Raw genomic sequence first — 19,106 nt, forward strand, 5'->3', positions numbered from 1 at the left:
TCCGGCGTTTGAGGACGAGGCCGTTCAGGCCGATACGGGGGTCTGGGGGCAGAGCCCCCAGCGGGGTCCAGGGGCGGAGCCCCTTGGTATGGGACGGGTAAGGGCGGCGGGGGCGAGAAAACCCCACCCCTCACCCCGGCAACGTAAGCCCCCAAGCCCCCTCCCGGACCGTCCAGGTCCGAGTCCGCACCGGCCCGCTGACCACCGCGTCCGCGCGGTAGCGGAAATGCGCCCCCGACACGGTGATGATCCGGGCGACAGCCTCCAGCGGCGCGGCCTCCGCCCCCACCGACGCAGGCCGGACCTCGACCCGCGCACCGGAACCGCCGGGCGTGACCGACACCGCCTCCACCGGCTGGTCGAGGTCGACGAGGGTGACGCCGTCGACCTCGACCCGGAGCCGGGAGGGGCCGGGCCCGGGCGTGGAGACCACCCGGGAGGGCCGCGCCGCCAGCGTCCGTACGAGCGACTGGCACGTCCGCAGCCAGGGATGCGAGGACGACTCCTCGGCGGCGTCCTGGTCGGCGGCGTCCGGATGCCCCGTCCCCGGCGGCACAGCGAGCGGCGGAATCCGCAGATCCCCCAGCACCACCCCGTCGCTGTCGTCGGCGAGCAGATCCAGCCTCCGCTCGACCCCGTCGAGCACGGCCCGCGCGGCGGCGACGGTACCGGTGGGCACCCCCAGCGACCGTACGAGCGACAGCGCACCCCCCACCGGCACCACCGACAGCGCACATCCGGCCAGTTCCCGCTGCCGGTGCAAAAGGGACACCGCCCGCAGGAACGCCCGGTCGTCCCCCACGACGACCGGTCGCCGGGACCCGCGTCGGATCAGTGCCCGGGCGAATTCCTCGGGCCCGTCGGGGAGGCACAGTTTGACGGTCGCACCCGCGCTGAGCACGTCTTTCGCGATCCGTACCGACTCACCGTCATGGCGACGGGCGACCGGGTCGATGACCACCAGGAGCTGGTCGGAAGCCGCCACCTCGGTCATGCCTCGCTTCCTCGGGTAGCATCTTTGTGCAAGAGCCCCTTGCGCTATTGCGCCAGGGGCTTCGTCTATTCCGGGGCATCCGGTCCGACGGGTCGCGGCCAACGAAGGTCGCCGGTGTACGCGGCACAAGCCGTGCAGCGTACGCCCCTGACCTTGGACATGCCCCACCCGGAAGGGGTGTACGCCTGTGCCCGCACTTGTGCTGCTCGGTGCTCAGTGGGGTGACGAAGGCAAGGGAAAGGCCACCGACCTGCTCGGTGGATCCGTGGACTACGTGGTGCGCTACCAGGGCGGCAACAACGCCGGCCACACGGTGGTAGTGGGCGATCAGAAGTACGCCCTGCACCTCCTCCCTTCCGGAATCCTCTCGCCTGAATGCACGCCGGTCATTGGTAACGGTGTCGTCGTCGACCCGTCGGTCCTGCTCTCCGAGCTGAGCGGTCTGAACGAGCGCGGCGTCGACACGTCCAAGCTGCTGCTCAGCGGAAACGCTCACATCATCACGCCGTACAACGTCACCGTCGACAAGGTGACGGAACGCTTCCTCGGGAAGCGGAAGATCGGCACGACCGGCCGCGGCATCGGACCGACGTACGCGGACAAGATCAACCGGGTCGGCATCCGGGTCCAGGACCTGTACGACGAGTCGATCCTGACCCAGAAGGTCGAGGCGGCCCTCGACGCCAAGAACCAGATCCTGACCAAGCTCTACAACCGCCGCGCGATCGCCGTGAACCAGGTCGTCGAGGAACTGCTGGGCTACGCCGCGCAGATCGAGCCGTACGTCGCCGACACCGTCCTGGTCCTCAACCAGGCTCTCGAAGACAACAAGGTCGTCCTCTTCGAGGGCGGCCAGGGCACGCTCCTGGACATCGACCACGGCACGTACCCCTTCGTCACCTCGTCGAACCCGACCGCGGGCGGCGCCTGCACGGGCGCGGGCGTGGGCCCGACGAAGATCAGCCGGGTCATCGGCATCCTGAAGGCCTACACGACCCGGGTCGGCGCCGGCCCCTTCCCGACCGAACTCTTCGACGAGGACGGCGAGGCCCTGCGTCGCATCGGCCACGAGCGCGGCGTCACGACGGGCCGCGACCGCCGCTGCGGCTGGTTCGACGCGGTCATCGCCCGCTACGCGACCCGCGTCAACGGCCTCACCGACTTCTTCCTCACCAAGCTCGACGTCCTGACCGGCTGGGAGCAGATCCCGGTCTGTGTGGCGTACGAGATCGACGGCAGGCGAGTGGAGGAACTCCCGTACTCCCAGACCGACTTCCACCACGCGAAGCCGGTCTACGAGATGCTCCCCGGCTGGTCCGAGGACATCAGCAAGGCCAAGACCTTCGCCGACCTCCCCAAGAACGCCCAGGACTACGTCAAGGCGCTGGAGGAGATGTCGGGGGCGCCGATCTCGGCGATCGGCGTGGGCCCGGGCCGCGACGAGACGATCGAGATCAACTCGTTCCTCTGATACGGACCGAAAAGAGGGGCGCCCGGTCCGGGCGCCCCTCTCCGCGTTGTCCTCGCTGTCAGCCGTCCCCGGGCTCCTGCGGGGCTTGGAACCCGGCGGTGTCGAGCGTGCAGTCGAACGGCTCGGGGATGTGGAGCTTCTTGCCGAACGGCACGGTGAGGTGGGATTCGTATCCCTTGGCGGACGGAGTCCAGAGGACGGTGGCCTGCTCCTCCTGCATGTCGAGGATCAGGTAGACGGGGACGCCTGCCTTCCCGTAGGTCTCGACCTTGTCGGTCAGGTCGTCGTCCCGGGTGGAGGGGGAGGTCAGCTCGGCGACGAAGGACAGAGCGTCTCCGTCCAGGCGGTTGCTGGTGGTCCGGCGAGCGCGCTGGTGGACGGCATGGATGTCGGGGCCGTAGGCACGCTCGGCACCCGGAAATACGTAAAGCAAGGGTCCCCAGCTGATGCGGTGTTCCTCAGGCAGATGAGGGCGCAATTGATCGCAGACCAGATCCATGACGTCTGCGTAGTACGCCTTCGACCACGGCGACAAGACGATGTTCCCCTTGATGATCTCGGCCTTGTAGCCGTCGGGCACGTGCAGCTCGTCGAGGGCGTCCAGCATGCCCTCGAAGCTGGGGGGCTCGGTGCCGCTTATCGTCGGTCGTTCCAGCATCACCGTCATGATGCGCCTTTCGTGCGAAGCAGGCCATTCACTACTCAGCGTATCCAAGTGTGTACGGGCTCCGCTCGGCCTTGTGGGAACAGTCGGAGCAACCCGATGCGGGGTGGGGTCCCAAGAAGGTCGAACACCTCGTCGTGGCAGTCCGCGCCCGACTGTTGAAAGGCGGCATCCCAGGCTTCACTCGAGAACAAGCCGCCCCGCCCGTCACGGTTGCCCGCGAAGCACTGTCGGTTGGGCCGCAGTCGGTGCACGGGAGTGAGGCGCCGAGGCAGAGATGTACGGCCGTGCTCAATCGGGCGTCGATCGCGGCGCGGTCCTCGGGAGTCGAGGAGTCCGCGGGCGGGGTGAGGGCGTAGGGGATCGCGGTGGTGAGGACGGCCAAGGTGGTGCTGTCCCGCTCCGCACCTGCGGCGAGATGCCCGGTCACGTAGTCGCACAGCCACGCCCATGCCAGCGAGTGCCAGTCGGTGGCCGGTCGGAGGATCGAGGCATGCACCAGGTCCGGATCGGTACGGGCCATGGTCCTCACGACCGGGTGTTCCCGTACCAGACGCGCCGCACGTACCACGAAGCGCACCGCGAGACACCGTGGAGGCAAGGGATCCACCGTCTCGCGGGCCAGGTACAGCAGGTGCTTCAGCTCCAGCCGTGTGGCCTCTCGGACCAGCGCCTCACGGCTCGCCCAGTTCCGGTAGAGATAAGGCCGGTTGGTGCCGGCGAGGCGCGCGATCTGCGTCATCCCGGCGCGCCGAGGTCCGTACTGCGCCAGCGCGTCCAGGGTCGCCCGGTGCACTGTGCTCATCCCGGGCGGCGCCTTGACATTGAGGAAGCCACTCATGTCGATCAGCGTCGCGCAACCGGGCGGGAGAGGGGCGGGGTTCGGTCGCAGGTCACCCGGTGCGGGGGTGTTGTTGCCAGAAGATGTGACGGTTCTGGTGAAAGTGTCACATCTTCTGGGACTAGGGGTGGTGGGGAGCGGCCGGGGGCGTGAGAAAAGTGGCCCAGGCGCCGGCGGTCATGGAGAGGGTGGGTCCGCCCGGATTCTTGGAGTCGCGGATGTGGATGGTGGTGGCGTGGGGGCAGGTGGCTATCTCGACGCAGTTGCCGCCACCGCCACCGCCGTCGCTGTACGTCGACTTGCGCCAGTCATAGGCGACTTCGAGGCACTGGCCGCCACTGTCGTTGCTGTAGCTCGACTTGAACCACCGCAGTGTGCTGCTCATGTCCGTTCTTCTTCTGATGCCCCGTCCTCGGCCTCGGCGCATACTGGGCAAAAGGCCATAAATTGACCATCTCGAACACCTGGCGAGAGGTGAGAGCGATGCGCGTCATGCTCAAGGCGACCCTGGACACCGAGAAGTCGAGTGAGGCCATCCGGGAGGGCAAGCTGGCGGAGTTGATCAAGTCGACCATGGACACCATCAAGCCGGAGGCCGCCTACTTCATGCCCGATGAAGGGCAGCGCTCCTGCGTGTTCGTCTTCGACATGCAGGACAGCTCGGACCTGCCGTCCCTCGCCGAGCCCTTCTTCCTCCAGCTCGGCGCCAAGGTCGAAGTGAGCCCGGTCATGAACCTCGACGACCTGCAGAAGGGACTGTCGCAGCTGGGGTGACCCTCAGCTGAAGATGATCATCGAGCCCTGGGCCAGGCTCCGCGTCGCCGCCGCGTGCAGGCCCAGCCACACATGTCGCTCGCGGGCGAAGGGGCTCGCGTCGAAGGGGGCGGGGGCGGCCGGTTCCTCCAATGACGTGGGTGCCATGGGGGGTTCCGGAGGCAGGGGCGGGTTCGCGGGGTCGATGCCGATCGTCGGGGCCACGAACTCCAGCTCGCGCAGCAGGGTCTGGGAGGAGCCCAAGGGGCCGCCGCCCGCGAGGAGTTCGTCGTTCGAGAGCGGGTGCGGGAAGTCGACCGGGACGTACGCGCCCGCGTGGTCGTAGTGCCAGACCAGGTGCGACTGCTGGGCCGTCGCCTCGAAGATCTCCAGCAACTGCTCGTAGTCGCCGCCCAGGTCGTCGACCGGGGTCACCGCGAGACCGCGCAACTGCAGCAGGTACGCGCGGCGCAGGAAGTGCAGCGCGTCGTAGTCGAAGCCCGCGACCGGGGCCACGTCGCCGGAGAGCCCCGGCATGTACTGGTACACCGGCACGGGTGGGAGTCCGGCCTCGCTCAGGACCTTGTCGTAGAGCGCCAGTTCCTCGGCGAAGGGGTTGTCGGGGGTGTGGCACAGCACGTCGACGAGTGGGACCAGCCACAGGTCACAGGCCAACAGAGAACTCCTCGGGTAGCACGGTGGTCAAGGAAGCGTAATGGGTGACAAGCGCGGTCCGCCCCTGTCGTGCGGAACCCGCCGGCCCGTTGTACGGATCCGGCCCGCCCGACATACGGATCCAGCCCGCCCGTTGTACGGATCCCGCCGCCCTCGTCGTGCAGATCCCCTACCCACCCCCCGTTACCCGCATCCCGCCGGCCCACGTCCCCTGACGCCCGGCAAGCGACCGCGGTCATCCCGCCGAGAGCCGTTCGATGAGGGCGAGGGAGTGCGCGTTGTACTCGGTGACGATCGCGTGCGCGGCCTCGGCGTCGCGGCGCACGAGGGCGTCGACGAGCGCGGTGTGCTCGGCCCAGAGACAGCCGCGCAGATCGACCGTACGCAGGTACTGGACCGCGCACACCCAGGACTGGACGCGCAGGCGGTGCAGGAAGTCGGAGAGGTAGGGGTTGCCGAAGAGATTGCTGAGCTCGCGCCAGAAGCGCAGGTCGTAGCCGATCAGTATGTTCAGGTCACCGGCGACGGCGGCACGCTCGGCCTCCTCGCCGCGGCGGCGCACTCCGGCGAGAACGGCGGCGGTGCGCGGGTCGCCTGCGCGTGCGTCCAGGGCGGCGCGGGCGGCCCGGCTGATGTCGGACTTCTCGTCCAGGTACCGGTGGAAGAGGCCGTCCGTGACCAGGCCGCGGGCCTCGATCATGCCCCGGTAGTCGGCCGGCGAGTACTCGTGCACGCGGAAACCGCGGTGCTGGTCCGCGTCCAGCAGACCCTGCGCCGACAGATCGACCAGGGCCTCGCGGACGGGGGTCGCGGAGACGCCGTACTGCTCGGCTATCTCCTTCACCGTGAACTCCTGGCCCGGCTGGAGGCGCCCGGCCAGCACCTCGTCACGCAGCGCGTCCGCGATCTGCTGCCGCAGGGTGCTGCGCGTCACGGAGCCATTGCCACCGCCGGTGCCGGGCATGGTTCTTGGTCCTCCCCCGATCGGGCCAGTACTCGTTCATGTCTACGAACATGTCTACGAGCACGTCACCATACGCGTTCAGGTTCGGGTGCGATGGGGGCGCATTGGGACATACGGCGCCCCCCCATGGCCGTATGCCTTCACCGCGTGCTACACGGTGTGTTCGTCCGCGACCGACAGCGCCTCGTCCAGCGCGGCCAGGCCCTCCTTCGCCTCGGCTTCCGTGATGGTGCACGGGGGGACGACGTGGGTGCGGTTCATGTTGATGAAGGGCCACAGGCCGTGCTTCCTGGCGGCGGCACCGAAGGCGGCCATGGGGGCGTTCGCCTCGCCCGAGGCGTTGTAGGGGACGAGGGGTTCGCGGGTCTCCTTGTTCCGTACGAGTTCCAGGGCCCAGAAGACGCCGGTGCCGCGCACCTCGCCGACGCTGGGGTGACGGGCGGCGAGCTCGCGCAGGGCGGGGCCGAGGACACTCTCGCCGATGCGTGCGGCCTGTTCGACGATGCCCTCCTCCTCCATGACGTTGATCGTGGCGACGGCGGCAGCGCAGGCCAGCGGGTGCCCGGAGTAGGTGAGCCCGCCGGGGTAGGGCCTGCGGGCGAAGGTCTCCGCGACGGCTTCGGAGATCGCGACGCCGCCGAGGGGTACGTAACCGGAGTTCACGCCTTTCGCGAAGGTCATCAGGTCCGGTACGACGCCGAAGTGGTCGGCGGCGAACCACTCGCCGGTGCGGCCGAAGCCGGCCATGACCTCGTCGAGGACGAAGACGATGCCGTACTCGTCGCAGAGTGCGCGGACGCCTTCGAGGTAGCCGGGCGGGGGGATCATGATCCCGGCCGTACCGGGGATGGTCTCGAGGATGATCGCGGCGATGGTGGCCGGGCCCTCGAAGGCGATGGTGTCGGCGAGGTGCGTCAGGGCGCGCTCGCATTCCTGCGCCTCGGTCTCGGCGTGGAAGGGGGAGCGGTAGAGGTAGGGCGCCCAGAAGTGGACGACTCCGGCGGACGCGGTGTCGCCCGGCCAGCGGCGGGGGTCGCCGGTGAGGTTGATCGCGGTGGCGGTGGCGCCGTGGTACGAGCGGTAGGCGGACAGCACCTTCGGGCGGCCGGTGTGCAGGCGGGCCATGCGGGTGGCGTTCTCCACGGCTTCGGCGCCGCCGTTGGTGAAGAAGATCTTGTCGAGGTCACCGGGGGTTTTACGGGCGATGAGCCGGGCGGCTTCCGAACGGGCCTCGACGGCGAAGGCGGGCGCGAAGGTGGTGAGAGTGGCGGCCTGCTCCTGGATCGCGGCGACGACCTTCGGGTGCTGATAGCCGACGTTCGCGAAGACAAGCCCGCTGGTGAAGTCCAGGTACCGCTTGCCGTCGTAGTCCCAGAAGTACGAACCCTCGGCGCCGGCTATGGCGAGCGGGTCGATGAGTTCCTGCGCGGACCAGGAGTGGAAGACGTGGGCACGGTCCGCGGCCTTCACTGCGGCACCGGCCTGGGGGTGGCTGGGCTGAGGGGTCATGCGGGTGAGCGTAGGTATCCGGGGGGTGGGCGCGATATCGGCGTTCTGCCTGCGCTACGGGGCCGATCGCGACAGAGTGTCGGGTTCGCCGCGTGCACTCTCGAGGCTTGGGCCGTCAGTCGTCCGTGTCGGCCACGCGCTGGGCCCTGGGCCCGTCGGCCCCGCAGGTGATCTCGTACGTGAGGTCGTCCGCGTCGTCGGCGGTCGGCTCCGCCTCCAGGCGGGCCACCGGGGCGGGCCCCCGCTCTACGTCCTCGTCGAACTGGTACCCGTCGGCAGGGCTCCAGGAGACGAGGAACACGCTCCCGTCGGCGCGGCACTCGGCGGTGGCGCTGCCGCCGGCGAAGTGCACCGTGTCCCTCCGGGATGCGCGGGTGGGGTCGGCGCTGGGGGAACCCGATGGTGTGGCGGAACCTGGGGATTTCGGGGCTGTCCCGGCCGGGGCCGTCCCTGAATCGGATCCGGAATTCGACGAGCCCGATGGACCTGACGAACCCGACGAACCAGATGAACGCGGCGAACCCGGCGTGCTCGGCCCCGGCGTCGCTTCCGCGAGCGCGCGCCGCACGGCCGCGTCGTCCAGTGCCCGCCCGTGTTCGCCGCCGTCCCCGTCGGCGTTCGCGAGCTGCCATGCGCCGAGTCCGCCCGCGCCCGTGCCGACGGCGACCCATACCGCGGTCACGACCGCGCTCCGCCACCTCATGAGAAGAACCGCCTCAGAAGAACCACCTCGGAACCACCTCGCGGGAAGAGCTTCGCGCACCTTTTCCTAAGGCCCGGTTAAAACGCGTACAAGGAGAGGTCCTACCCCCGCCCGCGGCCACCCCCACTCCAACTCCCTGACTACGGTGGCCGCATGGCCCATCTGCTCGTGGTGGAGGACGATCCGGCGCTGCGCGGCGCCCTGGTGCGCGCCCTGCGGGACAAGGGCCATGCCGTCGCGACGGCGCCCAGCGGTATGGCGGGGCTCGACGCGGCGGTGACCAGCCCGCCCGACCTGATCGTGCTGGATCTGGGGCTGCCGGACGTGGACGGCGGCCAGGTGCTGAGGATGCTGCGGGCCGTCAGCGACGTACCGGTGATCGTGGCGACGGCACGCGACGAGGAGCCGGAGATGGTCGCGCTCCTGGAGAGCGGCGCGGACGACTACATCGTGAAGCCGTTCGGCGCGGCGCAGCTGGACGCCCGGATCAAGGCGGTGCTGCGCCGCCTGGGCCCGCTCGAGACGGAGGAACCGCTACGGGTGGGCGGCCTCACCGTCGACCCGATGTCCCGCGAGGTCACTCTCGACGGCCACTCCCTCGACCTCACGCCCCGCGAGTTCGACCTTCTCGCCCACCTGGCCCGCCGCCCGGGCCAGGTGGTGTCCCGCCGCGAACTCCTCGCCGAGGTCTGGCAACAGCCGCTGGGCGGCGCCGACAAGACGGTCGACGTCCACCTGTCCTGGCTGAGGAGGAAGCTGGGGGAAACGGCCCAGTCACCGCGCTACCTGCACACGGTACGAACGGTCGGCGTCAAGCTGATGGCGCCGGAGGCCGGCTAGTGCGGCGGCGGGTGCTCCTGCTCACCGGGGCCACCACCGCACTCGTACTGGCCGCGCTGCTGGTGCCGCTCACCCTGCTCACCCGCAGCCACGCCGCGGACCGGGCCACCGCGGAGGCGACCGCGCGGGCGCAGTGGGTGGCGGCCGCCGCCGGACCCGAGCTCGTCGCGGGCGCGGGCGGCCGGGAGAGCGCCGAGCAGACCGTGCAGAGCGTGAACGGGCCGGGGCTGCCGAGCATTTCGCTGGTGCTGGCGGACGGTTCCGTCATCGGGACGCCGACCCGGGTGACGGACGCGGTGCGGCTCGCGCGGACCGGACGTGCGTTCACGTACGAGCCGCCGGACGGCGGGCGGGTCGTCCTCGTGCCGGTGCAGGGTGCTGCCGACGGTACGGCGGTGGCTCAAGTGGCTCTCACCAGAGGGCAGTTGTACGACGGGGTGTTCACGTCGTGGCTCGTCCTTGCGGGCATAGGCGTCGGCCTCGTCCTGCTGGGGCTGCTGCTCGCCGACCGGCTCGGCGCGCGGCTCGTCGGCGCGACCCGCTCCCTGGCCCGTACCGCGGACCGGCTGGCCGCCGGTGATCTGTCGGCGCGCGCAGAACCCGAGGGGCCGCCCGAACTCCGGCTGATCGCCGGTCAGTTGAACCGGCTCGCCGCTCGCATCGACGAACTCCTCACCGCGGAACGCGAGAACGCCGCCGACCTCGCCCACCGCCTTCGTACCCCCGTGGCCGCCCTCCGCCTGGACGCCGAGACCCTGCGCGACCCGGCCGAGGCCGAACGGATCGCCGCGGGTGTGGCCGCGCTGGAGCGCAGCGTCGACGAGGTCATCCGCACGGCCCGGCGTCCCCTCCGGGAAGAGGCGCCCCGTGCCGACCTGGCCGCCGTCGCCCGCGAACGTGCCGCGTTCTGGCTGCCGCTGGCGGAGGACCAGGGGCGCCCGGTCGAGGTCGACACCCCCTCCGGGGCACTCCCGGTCGCCGTCCCCGCCGACGAACTCGCCGCCGCCCTCGACGCGTTGATCGGCAACGTCCTCGACCACACGCCCCAGGGCACCCCCTTCCGCGTCAGGGCACGCGCCACCCCCGACGGACCGGAACTCCTCGTCGCGGACGAGGGCCCCGGCTTCCCCGGCACCCACGCCACCGAACGCGGCAGCAGCGGCGCGGGTTCCACGGGCCTGGGCCTGGACATCGCCCGCCGCACGGCGGAGGAGCCGGGCGGCCGCTTCCGTACGGAGAACGCGCCCGGGGCGCGGGTGACACTGACGTTCCCCGCGGCCCAGAGCTAGCTCTGCCCGAACACCGCCCGCACCCACCTCACCCACGCATTCGCCCCCAGGCCGGGCCGCAGGGCCGCCAGCCCCGCGCTGTACTTCGTGAAGTCGGCCGGCCGCACCCCGTACCCGTGCAGGATGCGGTCCGCCGCCGTGAGATGGCCCCGGGTCTTCGTCTCGACGAGCACCAGCCCCTCGGCGGCGGCAGCCGTACGGCCCGTCGCCGGATCCCGGACGAGCAGCCCGGCGTCGCACGTCACCCGCTCCCCGTCGGCGACGAACGTCACACGCCGGTAGTCCGTCACCAGGGAGGGCACGAGACCGGACGGGGCCCGGATGCCGTACGACCGCCCGAGGACGTCGGCCAGGAACCGGCGCCGCACTCCGTCCAGGGGGTGATCACCCCCGTCCATCCGCTGCCGGTGTTTGACCGTCTCGCCGCGCCCGCTCTTGAGCTTGATCTCGAACTGCCGCTCCCCGCTGTCCTGGTAGACCCGCTCCCGGACCCGGAAACGCAGCCGCCGACCCTGACGGTGGTCGTGGAAGGTACGCAGTCCCGGGGTGTCGTAGTACGTGGAGCGGTACTGGAAGGAGCGCAGCCCGCCGATGGCCAGTACCCGGAACGGGCCTTCCACGCGTCGCGGATCGGTCAGCCGTGCCGCGAAGTCCTCGAAGACGGCGACGGGGACGACGTAACTGTTGTCGTGGCGGGCGAGCAGCTCGGCGCGGGCGTTCAGCTCGGCCAGCGAGACGGTGTGCGCGGCGAGCGCGGCCCGGCCGACGGCACGCTCGGCGGCGCTCACCGCACCGGTTCCGTGGCCGCGGGTATCCGCGCACCGTTCCGGACCGCCGCCGGCTCCCACGCGGATGCCCCGGCGGCCCCCGCCACTGTCGCCGGCTCCGACACGGATCCCGTTCCCGGCTCCCGGTACCGCACGTCCACAACCATCAGGTCCCGCACGTAGTCGATTTCCCTGACTATCCATCCCAGCGGCTCGCCCAGCCGAAGCCGCAGGTCCTCGCGGAGCGCGCCCGCGTCGCGGTGCACCACGTCGAGCGTGACGACGGCCCGCCGCTCCCGTGCGTACAGCCGGGGATGGTCGGCGACGTACATGACGAGCAGCAGAACGACCGCGAGGCCCGCCGCGACCCCGAGGCCCAGGCCGGGCAGCCCGCACAGCAGGCCCAGGACCAGGGTCGTGAAGTAGTACGCGACCTCCTGGTGCTGCACCGCGTCCGATCGGAGCCGGACGATCGACAGCACCCCGAACAGCCCGAAACCGAGCGCGAGTCCGCCGTCGTTGCCCATCCTGCCGAGCGCGGCGACGACCGCGAACAGGGAGACGTTCAGTGCGAGGTACGCCGGCACCAGTTCGCGCCTGTGGTGCCGTGGGTGGAAGACGCCGAACGTCAGCAGCGTCACGGCGACGAGATCGAGGCCGAGGTGGGCGGCGATCAGTCCGAGATTCTCTGTGCTGTCCATGCCGAAGACGCTAGGGAACGAGGGGTTAAGCGGACCGCTCGCGCGGGTTAAGGAGTTCCAGCTCTTGACAGCAAGCTGCCTTTTTGACAGCATACTGACATCGCATTGTGGTGCACGCCAGGAGGAGCAGCCATGACCAGCACGACACCCCGCAAGCCCGTTCACCTCGCCGTCTACGACACCTTCGCCGACTGGGAGACCGGACACACGACCGCGTATCTCGCCCGTGCCGGGTACGAGATCCGGACCGTGGGACCCACCCTCGAAACGGTGACGACCATCGGCGGCCTGCGTATTCAGCCCGACCTCGCCCTCGACGGCGTACGCCCCGAGGACAGCTCCCTGCTGATCCTCACCGGCGCCGACCTCTGGGACACGAGTGACGACCTCGCGCCCTTCGCGCGCAAGGCGCGGGAGTTTCTCGACGCGGGCGTCCCCGTCGCCGCCATCTGCGGGGCGACGGCCGGGCTGGCCCGCGAGGGCCTGCTCGACGACCGGAGCCACACCAGCGCTGTCTCCTTCTACCTGGCCGCCACGGGCTACAAGGGCGGCGAGCGATACGTCGACGCCGACGCCGTGACCGACGGGAAGCTGATCACCGCCGGGCCCACCGAACCCGTCGCCTTCGCCCGCGAGGTGTTCCGGCTGCTCGGCGTGTACGAGGGCGAGGTGCTGGACGCCTGGTACCGGCTGTTCCACGACTCGGACCCGGAGGCGTACGCCGTCCTCGAGGCGGCCGGCCAGTGAGCCGCGAGCGTCAGGACCTGCTCAGCCGCAGCGCCCTCGGCGTCTTCCGGCTCAACGGCCAATTCCTGTCCGTGGCAGAGGAGTTGGCCCGGCCCGCCGGACTGACCGCCGCCTGGTGGCAGGTCCTCGGAGCCATACTCCGCGAGCCCCTCCCCGTCTCCGGGATCGCCCGCGCGATGGGCATCACCCGGCAGAGCGTGCAACGGATCGCTGACCTGCTCGTCGAGAAGAGCCTCGCCGAGTACACGCCGAACCCCGCCCACCGCCGCGCCAAGCTGCTCACCCCGACCGAGGAGGGCCGCGCCGCCATCGCGAAGATCGACCCCGGCCACGCGGCCCTCGCCGACCGCCTCGCGGACACCCTCGGCGAAGACGCGTTCGCCGAGACCGTACGCGTATTGGAACGCCTGTCGCAGGCACTCGACGAGGTCACGTCGTCGGCGTCACCTGTTACGGGCTTGTAGATACCGCCCGACCCACCGCCCCGTACGGCCGCACTATCCTCACCCTGTTGCACACGCACGGGGGAAGGTGGCGCTGGCCATGGAGAAGCTGGGGCCGGGAGATCCGCAGAGGATCGGCGCGTACCGGCTGCTGGCGCGGCTGGGCGCCGGCGGTATGGGGAACGTGTATCTGGCGCGCTCCGACCGGGGCCGTACCGTCGCCGTGAAGCTGGTCCGGCAGGAGCTTGCCGAGCAGGAGGAGTTCCGGGCGCGGTTCCGGCAGGAGGTGCAGGCCGCGCGGCGGGTCGGGGGGTATTGGACCGCGCCCGTGCTCGACGCGGACACGGAGGCCGCGATTCCGTGGGTGGCGACCGGTTATGTCGCCGGGCCGTCCCTTCAGACGGTCGTCGGGCGCGACCATGGCGCGCTGCCCGAGCGTTCCGTACGCATCCTCGCGGCCGGACTCGCCCACGCCCTCAAGGACATTCACGCCACCGGGATCGTCCACCGCGACCTCAAGCCCTCGAACGTGCTCGTCACGATCGACGGTCCCCGCGTCATCGACTTCGGCATCGCGCGCGCCCTGGAGACCGTGACCGACGGGGGACTGACGCGTACCGGCGCGCTCGTCGGCTCGCCCGGCTTCATGGCCCCCGAGCAGGTCCGCGGCGACCGCATCACACCTGCCTGCGACGTCTTCTGCCTGGGTTCCGTCCTCGCGTACGCGGCTACCGGCGACCTTCCCTTCGGTACGGCCAACAGCGGGGTGCACGCCCTGATGTTCCGCGTCGCGCAGGAGGAACCGGACCTGGAGCGGCTGCCGGAGGGCCTCGCCGATCTCGTACGGCTCTGTCTGCGCAAGGACCCGGCCGCCCGCCCGAGCCTGGACGACATCCTGCGGCGTACCGGAGCGGAGGACACCGTTGCCGACGGCCGCAGCCGCGAACCCTGGCTGCCGAGCATGCTGGTGGCCCAACTGGGGCGCCATGCCGTGCAGTTGCTGGACACCGAGAATCCGGAGAGTCCGGAGGAGGGGGCTGCGGCCGCCGCGAGCGCCGAGAAGGCGACAGGGCCGGCGGGCTCCGCGGAGGTGGCCGCCGCGGGAGGCGTGGCGGATCCGGCCGCCGTGGACGCCGTCAAGCCCCACGCGCCCACCCCCGAACGCGCCCCAGAAGCCGCCCCCGAACACGCCCCCGCCTCCGACGACTTGGCCCCGCCCCCGCCGGGCCCGCCGGGCAGCGCCCCGATGGACCACCTGCCCACGATGGTCAACGGTCCGGGCCGGACGGCTCCGCCCACCCATCCGCCGGGCCCGGCCTACGGCTATCCGCAGCAGCACCCGCAGCCCGCCGGGTACGGCTACCCGCAACAGCCCGGCACCTGGGGTCCGACTCCGGCGTACGAGCCCGCGCCGGGCTCAACTCCCCCGTACGGACCTCCGTACGGGCCGGGAGCCGGCGCCCCGCAGCAACCACCCCACCGAAACAGTCGCTCCACCGCCTTCCTGGTCGTGGTGGCCCTGGTCGTCGCGCTCGCCGCGGGAGGCTCGGTCTACGCGCTGATGAGCGGTGGCGGGGGCAGCAACGGCGCGGGCGGCGACCCCACGGCGTCACCGACGACGAGCGCGTCCACGACCGCGGACCCGACCACCACCCAGGACCCGGCCCAGGATCCGACCACCCAGCCACCGACGACCGCGGAGGAGAACCCCGCAGGCGGCACGATCCCCACCACATACCTCGGCAGTTGGACGGCGGTCTTCGACACCGGCACCGGCAGCAACACCCGTCGGCTCACCATCCAGCAGGGCGAGGTGGGCGACATCGTGCTCTCGCTCACGGCGGACGGACCGGCCGACGGCGCCACGTACCACTGCGTGTTCCAGGCGGAACTGGCCGAGGCCCCGACCGACGGCGGCCCGCTCCGCATCGGCCCCTCCACGGTCACCGTCGGCGAACCGGCCACCGCCTGCAGCCCCGGTGAGGCCACGGAACTGACCATCCTCCCGGACGGCCGCCTGCGCCGCGTGAACACGGCGGGCGGCGGCGAGCTGACATACACCAGGACCCAATGACGTACAGCAAGGCGAGTTGACGTGCACAAAGCTGTGAAGTCGCTGAACTGCCGCTGAACTTCCGCTGTCGTGTCCGTAATGTCCCCACCGAGGGCCGTACCTTGACCCCGCAGCGTAATGCTCGGGGGAGTGGCTCACGTGCAGGATTGGCTGAGCGCGGAGAACGTCATCGCGCTGACGACGGCGGTCGTCGGTGTCGTGGCGTCCGCCGTGATGGTCTGGTACGAGCGCCGGGTGCCGCGCCGGAAGCGGATCGGCTACCGCGTGCAGATGGACAACCCCATAGGCCACGATGTGCGTTCGGGCCGCGCGAACGTACGGCTCGGGCTGTTCGACGAGGCGTCGGACATGTCGGATGCGACGCTGGTGCTGCTGCGCGTGGAGAACGACGGCTCGCAGAGCATCGCCGACAGCGACTACACCGGGCGCGAACGGCACGGTCTCACCGCGGTGTTCAGCGACCGCGTGATCCGAGGTGTGTCGGTCACACAGCCCGTCGGCACCGACCACCTCATGGACCACTTCACCCCGGCCGCGGGTTTCGGCTACCAGGACGGCGTCCTGCGCATCCCCCGAGTCCCGCTCAACCGCGGCGAGCACTTCAAGCTGCTCGTGCTGCTGTCGGGCGGGGACGTCGGCTGCGGCATACGGCTCATCGGCGGCATCCGCGACGGCGAGGTGCATCCCAACAGCGCCGTTCTTCCGGACGACAAACCGCCGTTGTTCAGCCGCGCGGCCCGGCTGATCACCGTGCTGCTGACGCTCTGCGTGATCACCCTGGCCACGATCGTCGTCGCCCGGGACGACACCCCGCCGCCGATCGAATGCGAGACGGGCCGGCTGGCGCTCACCGGGTCGACCGCGTTCAAGCCCGTGCTGGAGGGCCTGGCGCAGGAGTACGAGCAGGACTGCGAGGGCGCCGACATCGACGTGGACGCACGCGGCAGCACGGCCGGGGTCAGTGACCTCGCAGCCCTGGGCGCCCGGTCGAAGGGTTCGCCCGCCGTCATCGCCTTCTCCGACGGCCCCAGGACCGTCGACGATCCCCAACTGACCGCGAACCGGGTCGCGTTGTCCCTGTTCACCCTGGTCGTCAATGACGGCATCCGGCCGAGCGGGGGCCTGACCCTGGACGACGTACGCCGTATCTACCGCGGCGAGGTCACCCGCTGGCGGCAGCTCGACGCACGGCTCCCCGACATTCCCGTCGTCCTCGTCAGCAGGGACGCCGACTCCGGTACGCGGCAGATGTTCCAGCGGGAGGTGCTGGACAGCTGGGAGCGGGTGCCCAGCACCTCGCTGGACTGCGGCAGCAAGGACGACTCGTCCTACCCCGTCACGCGCTGCGAGCTCGGCTCCACGGAGCAGGTGCTGGACACGGTCGCCGCGACCGCCGGCGCCATCGGCTACAGCGAGCTCAGCCAGGCCACCGAGCGGCGCGACCTGCGCCGGCTCGCCATCGACGGTCACGAAGCCTCCGTCGAGGACCTGGAGAAGGGCCGGAACGCCTACCCGTACTACGGGCTCGAGTACGCCTACACCTACCGCCGCCCCTCCGCGAACTCCCTCACCGACAGCTTCCTCGCCTACGTCCGCCGGGGCACCGCCCAGAGCGTGATCCGCGGCCACGGGCACGTGCCGTGCGAGACGGTGACCGGGGCCAAGCTGTGCGACGAGAAGGCCAGGAGCGACGAGGCCGACTGATCGGCCGGCAGAGGCCTCTGGGCGCCCTTGCCCCTGCCTGGCGTGTGCAGAACGATGGCAAGTCACGGTGTCGTTCCATCACCCGTGCACCCGTGCTCCGGGAGGACCCATGCGCCCCAGCAGAAGAAACGTCCTGGCCGCGGCATCGGCCGCCGTAGCGGTCTCGGCCGACGCGGTCGCCGCGCAGGCCAAGGCCATGGAGCCCACGGGTACGCGTCCCCCCGCCACCGCCCAGCCCCCGCCCCGCGAACTCCGCGCCCTGCTGGGGGAGATCGACCCCGACCGCATCGAGGCGACCGTCCGCAGACTCGCCTCCTTCGGCACCCGGCACACCCTCTCCTCCCAGGACGACCCCAAGCGCGGCATAGGCGCGGCCCGCGACTGGATCCTCGCGGAGATGAAGTCGTACGCGAAGGCCTCCGGCGGCCGGATGACGGCCGAACTCCAGTCGTACGTCCAGCAGCCGGCGAACCGTATCCCTACGGCCACCCGCATCACGAACGTCGTCGCGACCCTGCGCGGCTCGGTCACGCCGGACCGCATCTACGTGGTCTCCGGCCATTACGACTCCCGCTGCTCCGACCCCATGGACGCCACCTCGGACGCCCCGGGCGCGGACGACGACGCCTCGGGGGTGGCGGTCGCCATGGAGTTGGCCCGCGTGATGGCTGGGCGCCGCCCGGCCGCGACGATCGTGTTCGCGGCGGTGGCGGGGGAGGAGCAGGGGCTGTACGGGGCGGCGCACATGGCGCAGCGGTTCCGGTCGGCCGACGCGGACGTCCAGGGCATGTTCACCAACGACATCGTGGGCAGCCCGACGGCGGACGACGGCACGAAGGACCCGTACACGATCCGCCTCTTCGCGGAGGGCGTCCCCAGCTCGGAAACCCCCGAACAGGCCGACACCCGCCGCTCCGTGGGCGGCGAGAACGACTCCGCCACCCGCCAGCTGGCCCGCTTCGTCAGGGACACGGCGGACAACTCCGCGACCGGCATGAACGTACGCGTCATCTACCGCCGCGACCGCTACCGCCGCGGCGGCGACCACATCCCCTTCCTCGAACGCGCCTATCCCGCCGCCCGCTTCACCGAACCGGCGGAGGACTACGCGCACCAGCACCAGGACGTACGGGTCGAGAACGGCAAGCAGTACGGGGACCTGCCGGAGTTCTGCGACTTCGCCTTCATCGCCCGCGTGGCGCGCGTCAACGCGGCCGCCCTCTGGAGCCTGGCCCAGGCCCCGGGCACACCGCGGGGTGCCAAGATCCTCACCGCCGCGCTGACGAACTCCACCGAGCTGACCTGGACGCACGACTCCGAGCCCGACCTCGCGGGCTACGAGGTGGTGTGGCGCGAGACCACGGAGCCCGACTGGACGCACGTGATCCCGGTCGGCGACGTGACGAAACACAAGGTGGACCTGTCGAAGGACAACGTGTTCTTCGGGGTGAGGGCGGTGAGCAGGGCGGGTTATCGAAGCCCGGTGGCGTTCCCGCAGCCACAGACGTGACTGCGTCAACTATCCGTCGCTAAGGCGACGGGCTTGCACAACGGGCATCACTGGCGGTGATGCTGCGTTTGCGTCCAGCCCCACTCCGAGGTGTCCGGGGTGGGTCAGGGGCCGTTGACTGGGCCCCGCGTCGCCACAACTCCCGCGCGCGGGCGCGGATGTTGCGGGAGCCGTTCCGATCCGCGTGATCAACGAATCCGCAGTTCCGGCACGCGAACCAGGCCTGACCCACCCGGTTCGCCTTGTCGATGTGGCCGCATTCGGCGCAGGTGCGGGAGGTGTACGCCGGATCGACGTGCACCACCGGTACCCCGGCCTTGCGGGCCTTGTACGCGATGAACTGTCCCAGCTGGGCGAAGCCCCAGCTGTGCAGGGTGGCCCGTTGGGGCTTGCGAAGCCGTACCCGTTCGCGGATGCCCGTGAGGTCTTCCAGGGCGATCCCGCGACCGGTGCGTTC

20 protein-coding genes are annotated in these 19,106 nt (G+C 70.7%); 9 read left to right on the plus strand and 11 right to left on the minus strand.

Annotation, left to right across the window (positions count from 1 at the left end; genetic code table 11):
- Positions 1–130: 130 nt before the first annotated feature.
- Complete coding sequence (locus tag IEZ21_RS33800) at positions 131–994, minus strand: diacylglycerol kinase family protein (RefSeq protein ID WP_189325626.1); 864 nt, start codon at positions 992–994, stop codon at positions 131–133.
- A gap of 187 nt (positions 995–1,181) precedes the next feature.
- Between IEZ21_RS33800 and IEZ21_RS33805 the strand changes: the two genes are divergently transcribed.
- Positions 1,182–2,465: an adenylosuccinate synthase gene (locus IEZ21_RS33805; RefSeq protein WP_189325627.1), complete on the plus strand. Its 1,284-nt coding sequence runs from the start codon at positions 1,182–1,184 to the stop codon at positions 2,463–2,465.
- Between the two features lie 58 nt (positions 2,466–2,523).
- On the opposite strand, the gene IEZ21_RS33810 is transcribed toward IEZ21_RS33805, so the two are convergent.
- The 3 genes from IEZ21_RS33810 to IEZ21_RS33820 form a co-directional block, all read right to left on the minus strand.
- The gene (locus IEZ21_RS33810) at positions 2,524–3,132 is read right to left on the minus strand and encodes a Uma2 family endonuclease (protein WP_189325628.1); all 609 of its coding nucleotides are present in this window, start codon (positions 3,130–3,132) and stop codon (positions 2,524–2,526) included.
- Between the two features lie 31 nt (positions 3,133–3,163).
- Complete coding sequence (locus IEZ21_RS33815; RefSeq protein WP_189325629.1) at positions 3,164–3,934, minus strand: TetR/AcrR family transcriptional regulator; 771 nt, start codon at positions 3,932–3,934, stop codon at positions 3,164–3,166.
- Between the two features lie 157 nt (positions 3,935–4,091).
- Positions 4,092–4,355 (minus strand): DUF397 domain-containing protein, encoded by a 264-nt coding sequence (locus IEZ21_RS33820; RefSeq protein WP_189325630.1) that lies wholly within the window; start codon positions 4,353–4,355, stop codon positions 4,092–4,094.
- A 98-nt stretch (positions 4,356–4,453) separates the two neighbouring features.
- Between IEZ21_RS33820 and IEZ21_RS33825 the strand changes: the two genes are divergently transcribed.
- Positions 4,454–4,744: a DUF3303 family protein gene (locus tag IEZ21_RS33825; protein WP_033322197.1), complete on the plus strand. Its 291-nt coding sequence runs from the start codon at positions 4,454–4,456 to the stop codon at positions 4,742–4,744.
- Positions 4,745–4,747: 3 nt separating this feature from the next.
- Here the strand turns inward: IEZ21_RS33825 and IEZ21_RS33830 are convergent, their stop codons facing one another.
- The 4 genes from IEZ21_RS33830 to IEZ21_RS33845 form a co-directional block, all read right to left on the minus strand.
- Complete coding sequence (locus IEZ21_RS33830; RefSeq protein ID WP_189325631.1) at positions 4,748–5,398, minus strand: putative DNA-mimic protein; 651 nt, start codon at positions 5,396–5,398, stop codon at positions 4,748–4,750.
- Positions 5,399–5,633: 235 nt separating this feature from the next.
- The gene (locus tag IEZ21_RS33835) at positions 5,634–6,362 is read right to left on the minus strand and encodes a GntR family transcriptional regulator (RefSeq protein WP_189325632.1); all 729 of its coding nucleotides are present in this window, start codon (positions 6,360–6,362) and stop codon (positions 5,634–5,636) included.
- 150 nt (positions 6,363–6,512) lie between these two features.
- Entirely contained in the window at positions 6,513–7,871 is a 1,359-nt protein-coding gene (locus IEZ21_RS33840) for an aspartate aminotransferase family protein (RefSeq protein WP_189325633.1), read from the minus strand.
- A gap of 115 nt (positions 7,872–7,986) precedes the next feature.
- On the minus strand, positions 7,987–8,223 hold the full coding sequence (locus IEZ21_RS33845) for a hypothetical protein (RefSeq protein ID WP_189325634.1): 237 nt from the start codon (positions 8,221–8,223) through the stop codon (positions 7,987–7,989).
- A 504-nt stretch (positions 8,224–8,727) separates the two neighbouring features.
- Here IEZ21_RS33845 and IEZ21_RS33850 point away from each other — a divergent pair.
- Positions 8,728–9,414 (plus strand): response regulator transcription factor, encoded by a 687-nt coding sequence (locus tag IEZ21_RS33850; RefSeq protein ID WP_189325635.1) that lies wholly within the window; start codon positions 8,728–8,730, stop codon positions 9,412–9,414.
- An 11-nt stretch (positions 9,415–9,425) separates the two neighbouring features.
- The gene (locus tag IEZ21_RS33855) at positions 9,426–10,703 is read left to right on the plus strand and encodes a sensor histidine kinase (protein WP_246568408.1); all 1,278 of its coding nucleotides are present in this window, start codon (positions 9,426–9,428) and stop codon (positions 10,701–10,703) included.
- On the opposite strand, the gene IEZ21_RS33860 is transcribed toward IEZ21_RS33855, so the two are convergent.
- Positions 10,700–11,491, minus strand: a complete 792-nt coding sequence (locus IEZ21_RS33860) for a VTC domain-containing protein (RefSeq protein ID WP_189325637.1) — start codon at positions 11,489–11,491, stop codon at positions 10,700–10,702. The genes IEZ21_RS33855 and IEZ21_RS33860 overlap by 4 nt on opposite strands.
- A complete protein-coding gene (locus tag IEZ21_RS33865; protein WP_189325638.1) occupies positions 11,488–12,171 on the minus strand; it encodes a DUF4956 domain-containing protein in 684 nt (227 codons plus the stop codon). Before IEZ21_RS33865 ends, IEZ21_RS33860 begins: the two co-directional genes overlap by 4 nt.
- A 132-nt stretch (positions 12,172–12,303) precedes the next feature.
- On the opposite strand from IEZ21_RS33865, the gene IEZ21_RS33870 reads away from it, so the two are divergent.
- The 5 genes from IEZ21_RS33870 to IEZ21_RS33890 all read left to right on the plus strand — a co-directional run bounded on the left by IEZ21_RS33870 (position 12,304) and on the right by IEZ21_RS33890 (position 18,649).
- Positions 12,304–12,918, plus strand: coding sequence for a type 1 glutamine amidotransferase family protein (locus IEZ21_RS33870; protein ID WP_189325639.1), 615 nt, complete (start codon positions 12,304–12,306; stop codon positions 12,916–12,918).
- Positions 12,915–13,382: a MarR family winged helix-turn-helix transcriptional regulator gene (locus tag IEZ21_RS33875; protein ID WP_189325640.1), complete on the plus strand. Its 468-nt coding sequence runs from the start codon at positions 12,915–12,917 to the stop codon at positions 13,380–13,382. The genes IEZ21_RS33870 and IEZ21_RS33875 overlap by 4 nt, the downstream gene beginning before the upstream one ends.
- A gap of 79 nt (positions 13,383–13,461) precedes the next feature.
- On the plus strand, positions 13,462–15,435 hold the full coding sequence (locus IEZ21_RS33880; protein WP_189325641.1) for a serine/threonine-protein kinase: 1,974 nt from the start codon (positions 13,462–13,464) through the stop codon (positions 15,433–15,435).
- Between the two features lie 138 nt (positions 15,436–15,573).
- Positions 15,574–17,139, plus strand: coding sequence for a PstS family phosphate ABC transporter substrate-binding protein (locus IEZ21_RS33885; RefSeq protein WP_246568410.1), 1,566 nt, complete (start codon positions 15,574–15,576; stop codon positions 17,137–17,139).
- Positions 17,140–17,248: 109 nt separating this feature from the next.
- A complete protein-coding gene (locus IEZ21_RS33890; RefSeq protein WP_189325643.1) occupies positions 17,249–18,649 on the plus strand; it encodes a M20/M25/M40 family metallo-hydrolase in 1,401 nt (466 codons plus the stop codon).
- A 19-nt stretch (positions 18,650–18,668) separates the two neighbouring features.
- Here the strand turns inward: IEZ21_RS33890 and IEZ21_RS33895 are convergent.
- The coding region (locus IEZ21_RS33895; RefSeq protein ID WP_189325644.1) for an RNA-guided endonuclease InsQ/TnpB family protein at positions 18,669–19,106 on the minus strand (438 nt) is incomplete at its 5' end.

The organism is Streptomyces flaveus (genome assembly GCF_014647675.1).
In the GTDB taxonomy this organism is placed as follows: domain Bacteria; phylum Actinomycetota; class Actinomycetes; order Streptomycetales; family Streptomycetaceae; genus Streptomyces; species Streptomyces flaveus.

Excerpts from the sequence above, each read along its gene's own strand:
- IEZ21_RS33800 (WP_189325626.1), bottom strand. The coding sequence starts at position 994 with ATGACCGAGGTGGCGGCTTCCGACCAGCTCCTGGTGGTCATCGACCCG.
- IEZ21_RS33810 (WP_189325628.1), bottom strand. The coding sequence starts at position 3,132 with ATGACGGTGATGCTGGAACGACCGACGATAAGCGGCACCGAGCCCCCC.
- IEZ21_RS33815 (WP_189325629.1), bottom strand. The coding sequence starts at position 3,934 with ATGAGCACAGTGCACCGGGCGACCCTGGACGCGCTGGCGCAGTACGGA.
- IEZ21_RS33820 (WP_189325630.1), bottom strand. The coding sequence starts at position 4,355 with ATGAGCAGCACACTGCGGTGGTTCAAGTCGAGCTACAGCAACGACAGT.
- IEZ21_RS33825 (WP_033322197.1), top strand. The coding sequence starts at position 4,454 with ATGCGCGTCATGCTCAAGGCGACCCTGGACACCGAGAAGTCGAGTGAG.
- IEZ21_RS33835 (WP_189325632.1), bottom strand. The coding sequence starts at position 6,362 with ATGCCCGGCACCGGCGGTGGCAATGGCTCCGTGACGCGCAGCACCCTG.
- IEZ21_RS33840 (WP_189325633.1), bottom strand. The coding sequence starts at position 7,871 with ATGACCCCTCAGCCCAGCCACCCCCAGGCCGGTGCCGCAGTGAAGGCC.
- IEZ21_RS33850 (WP_189325635.1), top strand. The coding sequence starts at position 8,728 with ATGGCCCATCTGCTCGTGGTGGAGGACGATCCGGCGCTGCGCGGCGCC.
- IEZ21_RS33865 (WP_189325638.1), bottom strand. The coding sequence starts at position 12,171 with ATGGACAGCACAGAGAATCTCGGACTGATCGCCGCCCACCTCGGCCTC.
- IEZ21_RS33870 (WP_189325639.1), top strand. The coding sequence starts at position 12,304 with ATGACCAGCACGACACCCCGCAAGCCCGTTCACCTCGCCGTCTACGAC.
- IEZ21_RS33880 (WP_189325641.1), top strand. The coding sequence starts at position 13,462 with ATGGAGAAGCTGGGGCCGGGAGATCCGCAGAGGATCGGCGCGTACCGG.
- IEZ21_RS33890 (WP_189325643.1), top strand. The coding sequence starts at position 17,249 with ATGCGCCCCAGCAGAAGAAACGTCCTGGCCGCGGCATCGGCCGCCGTA.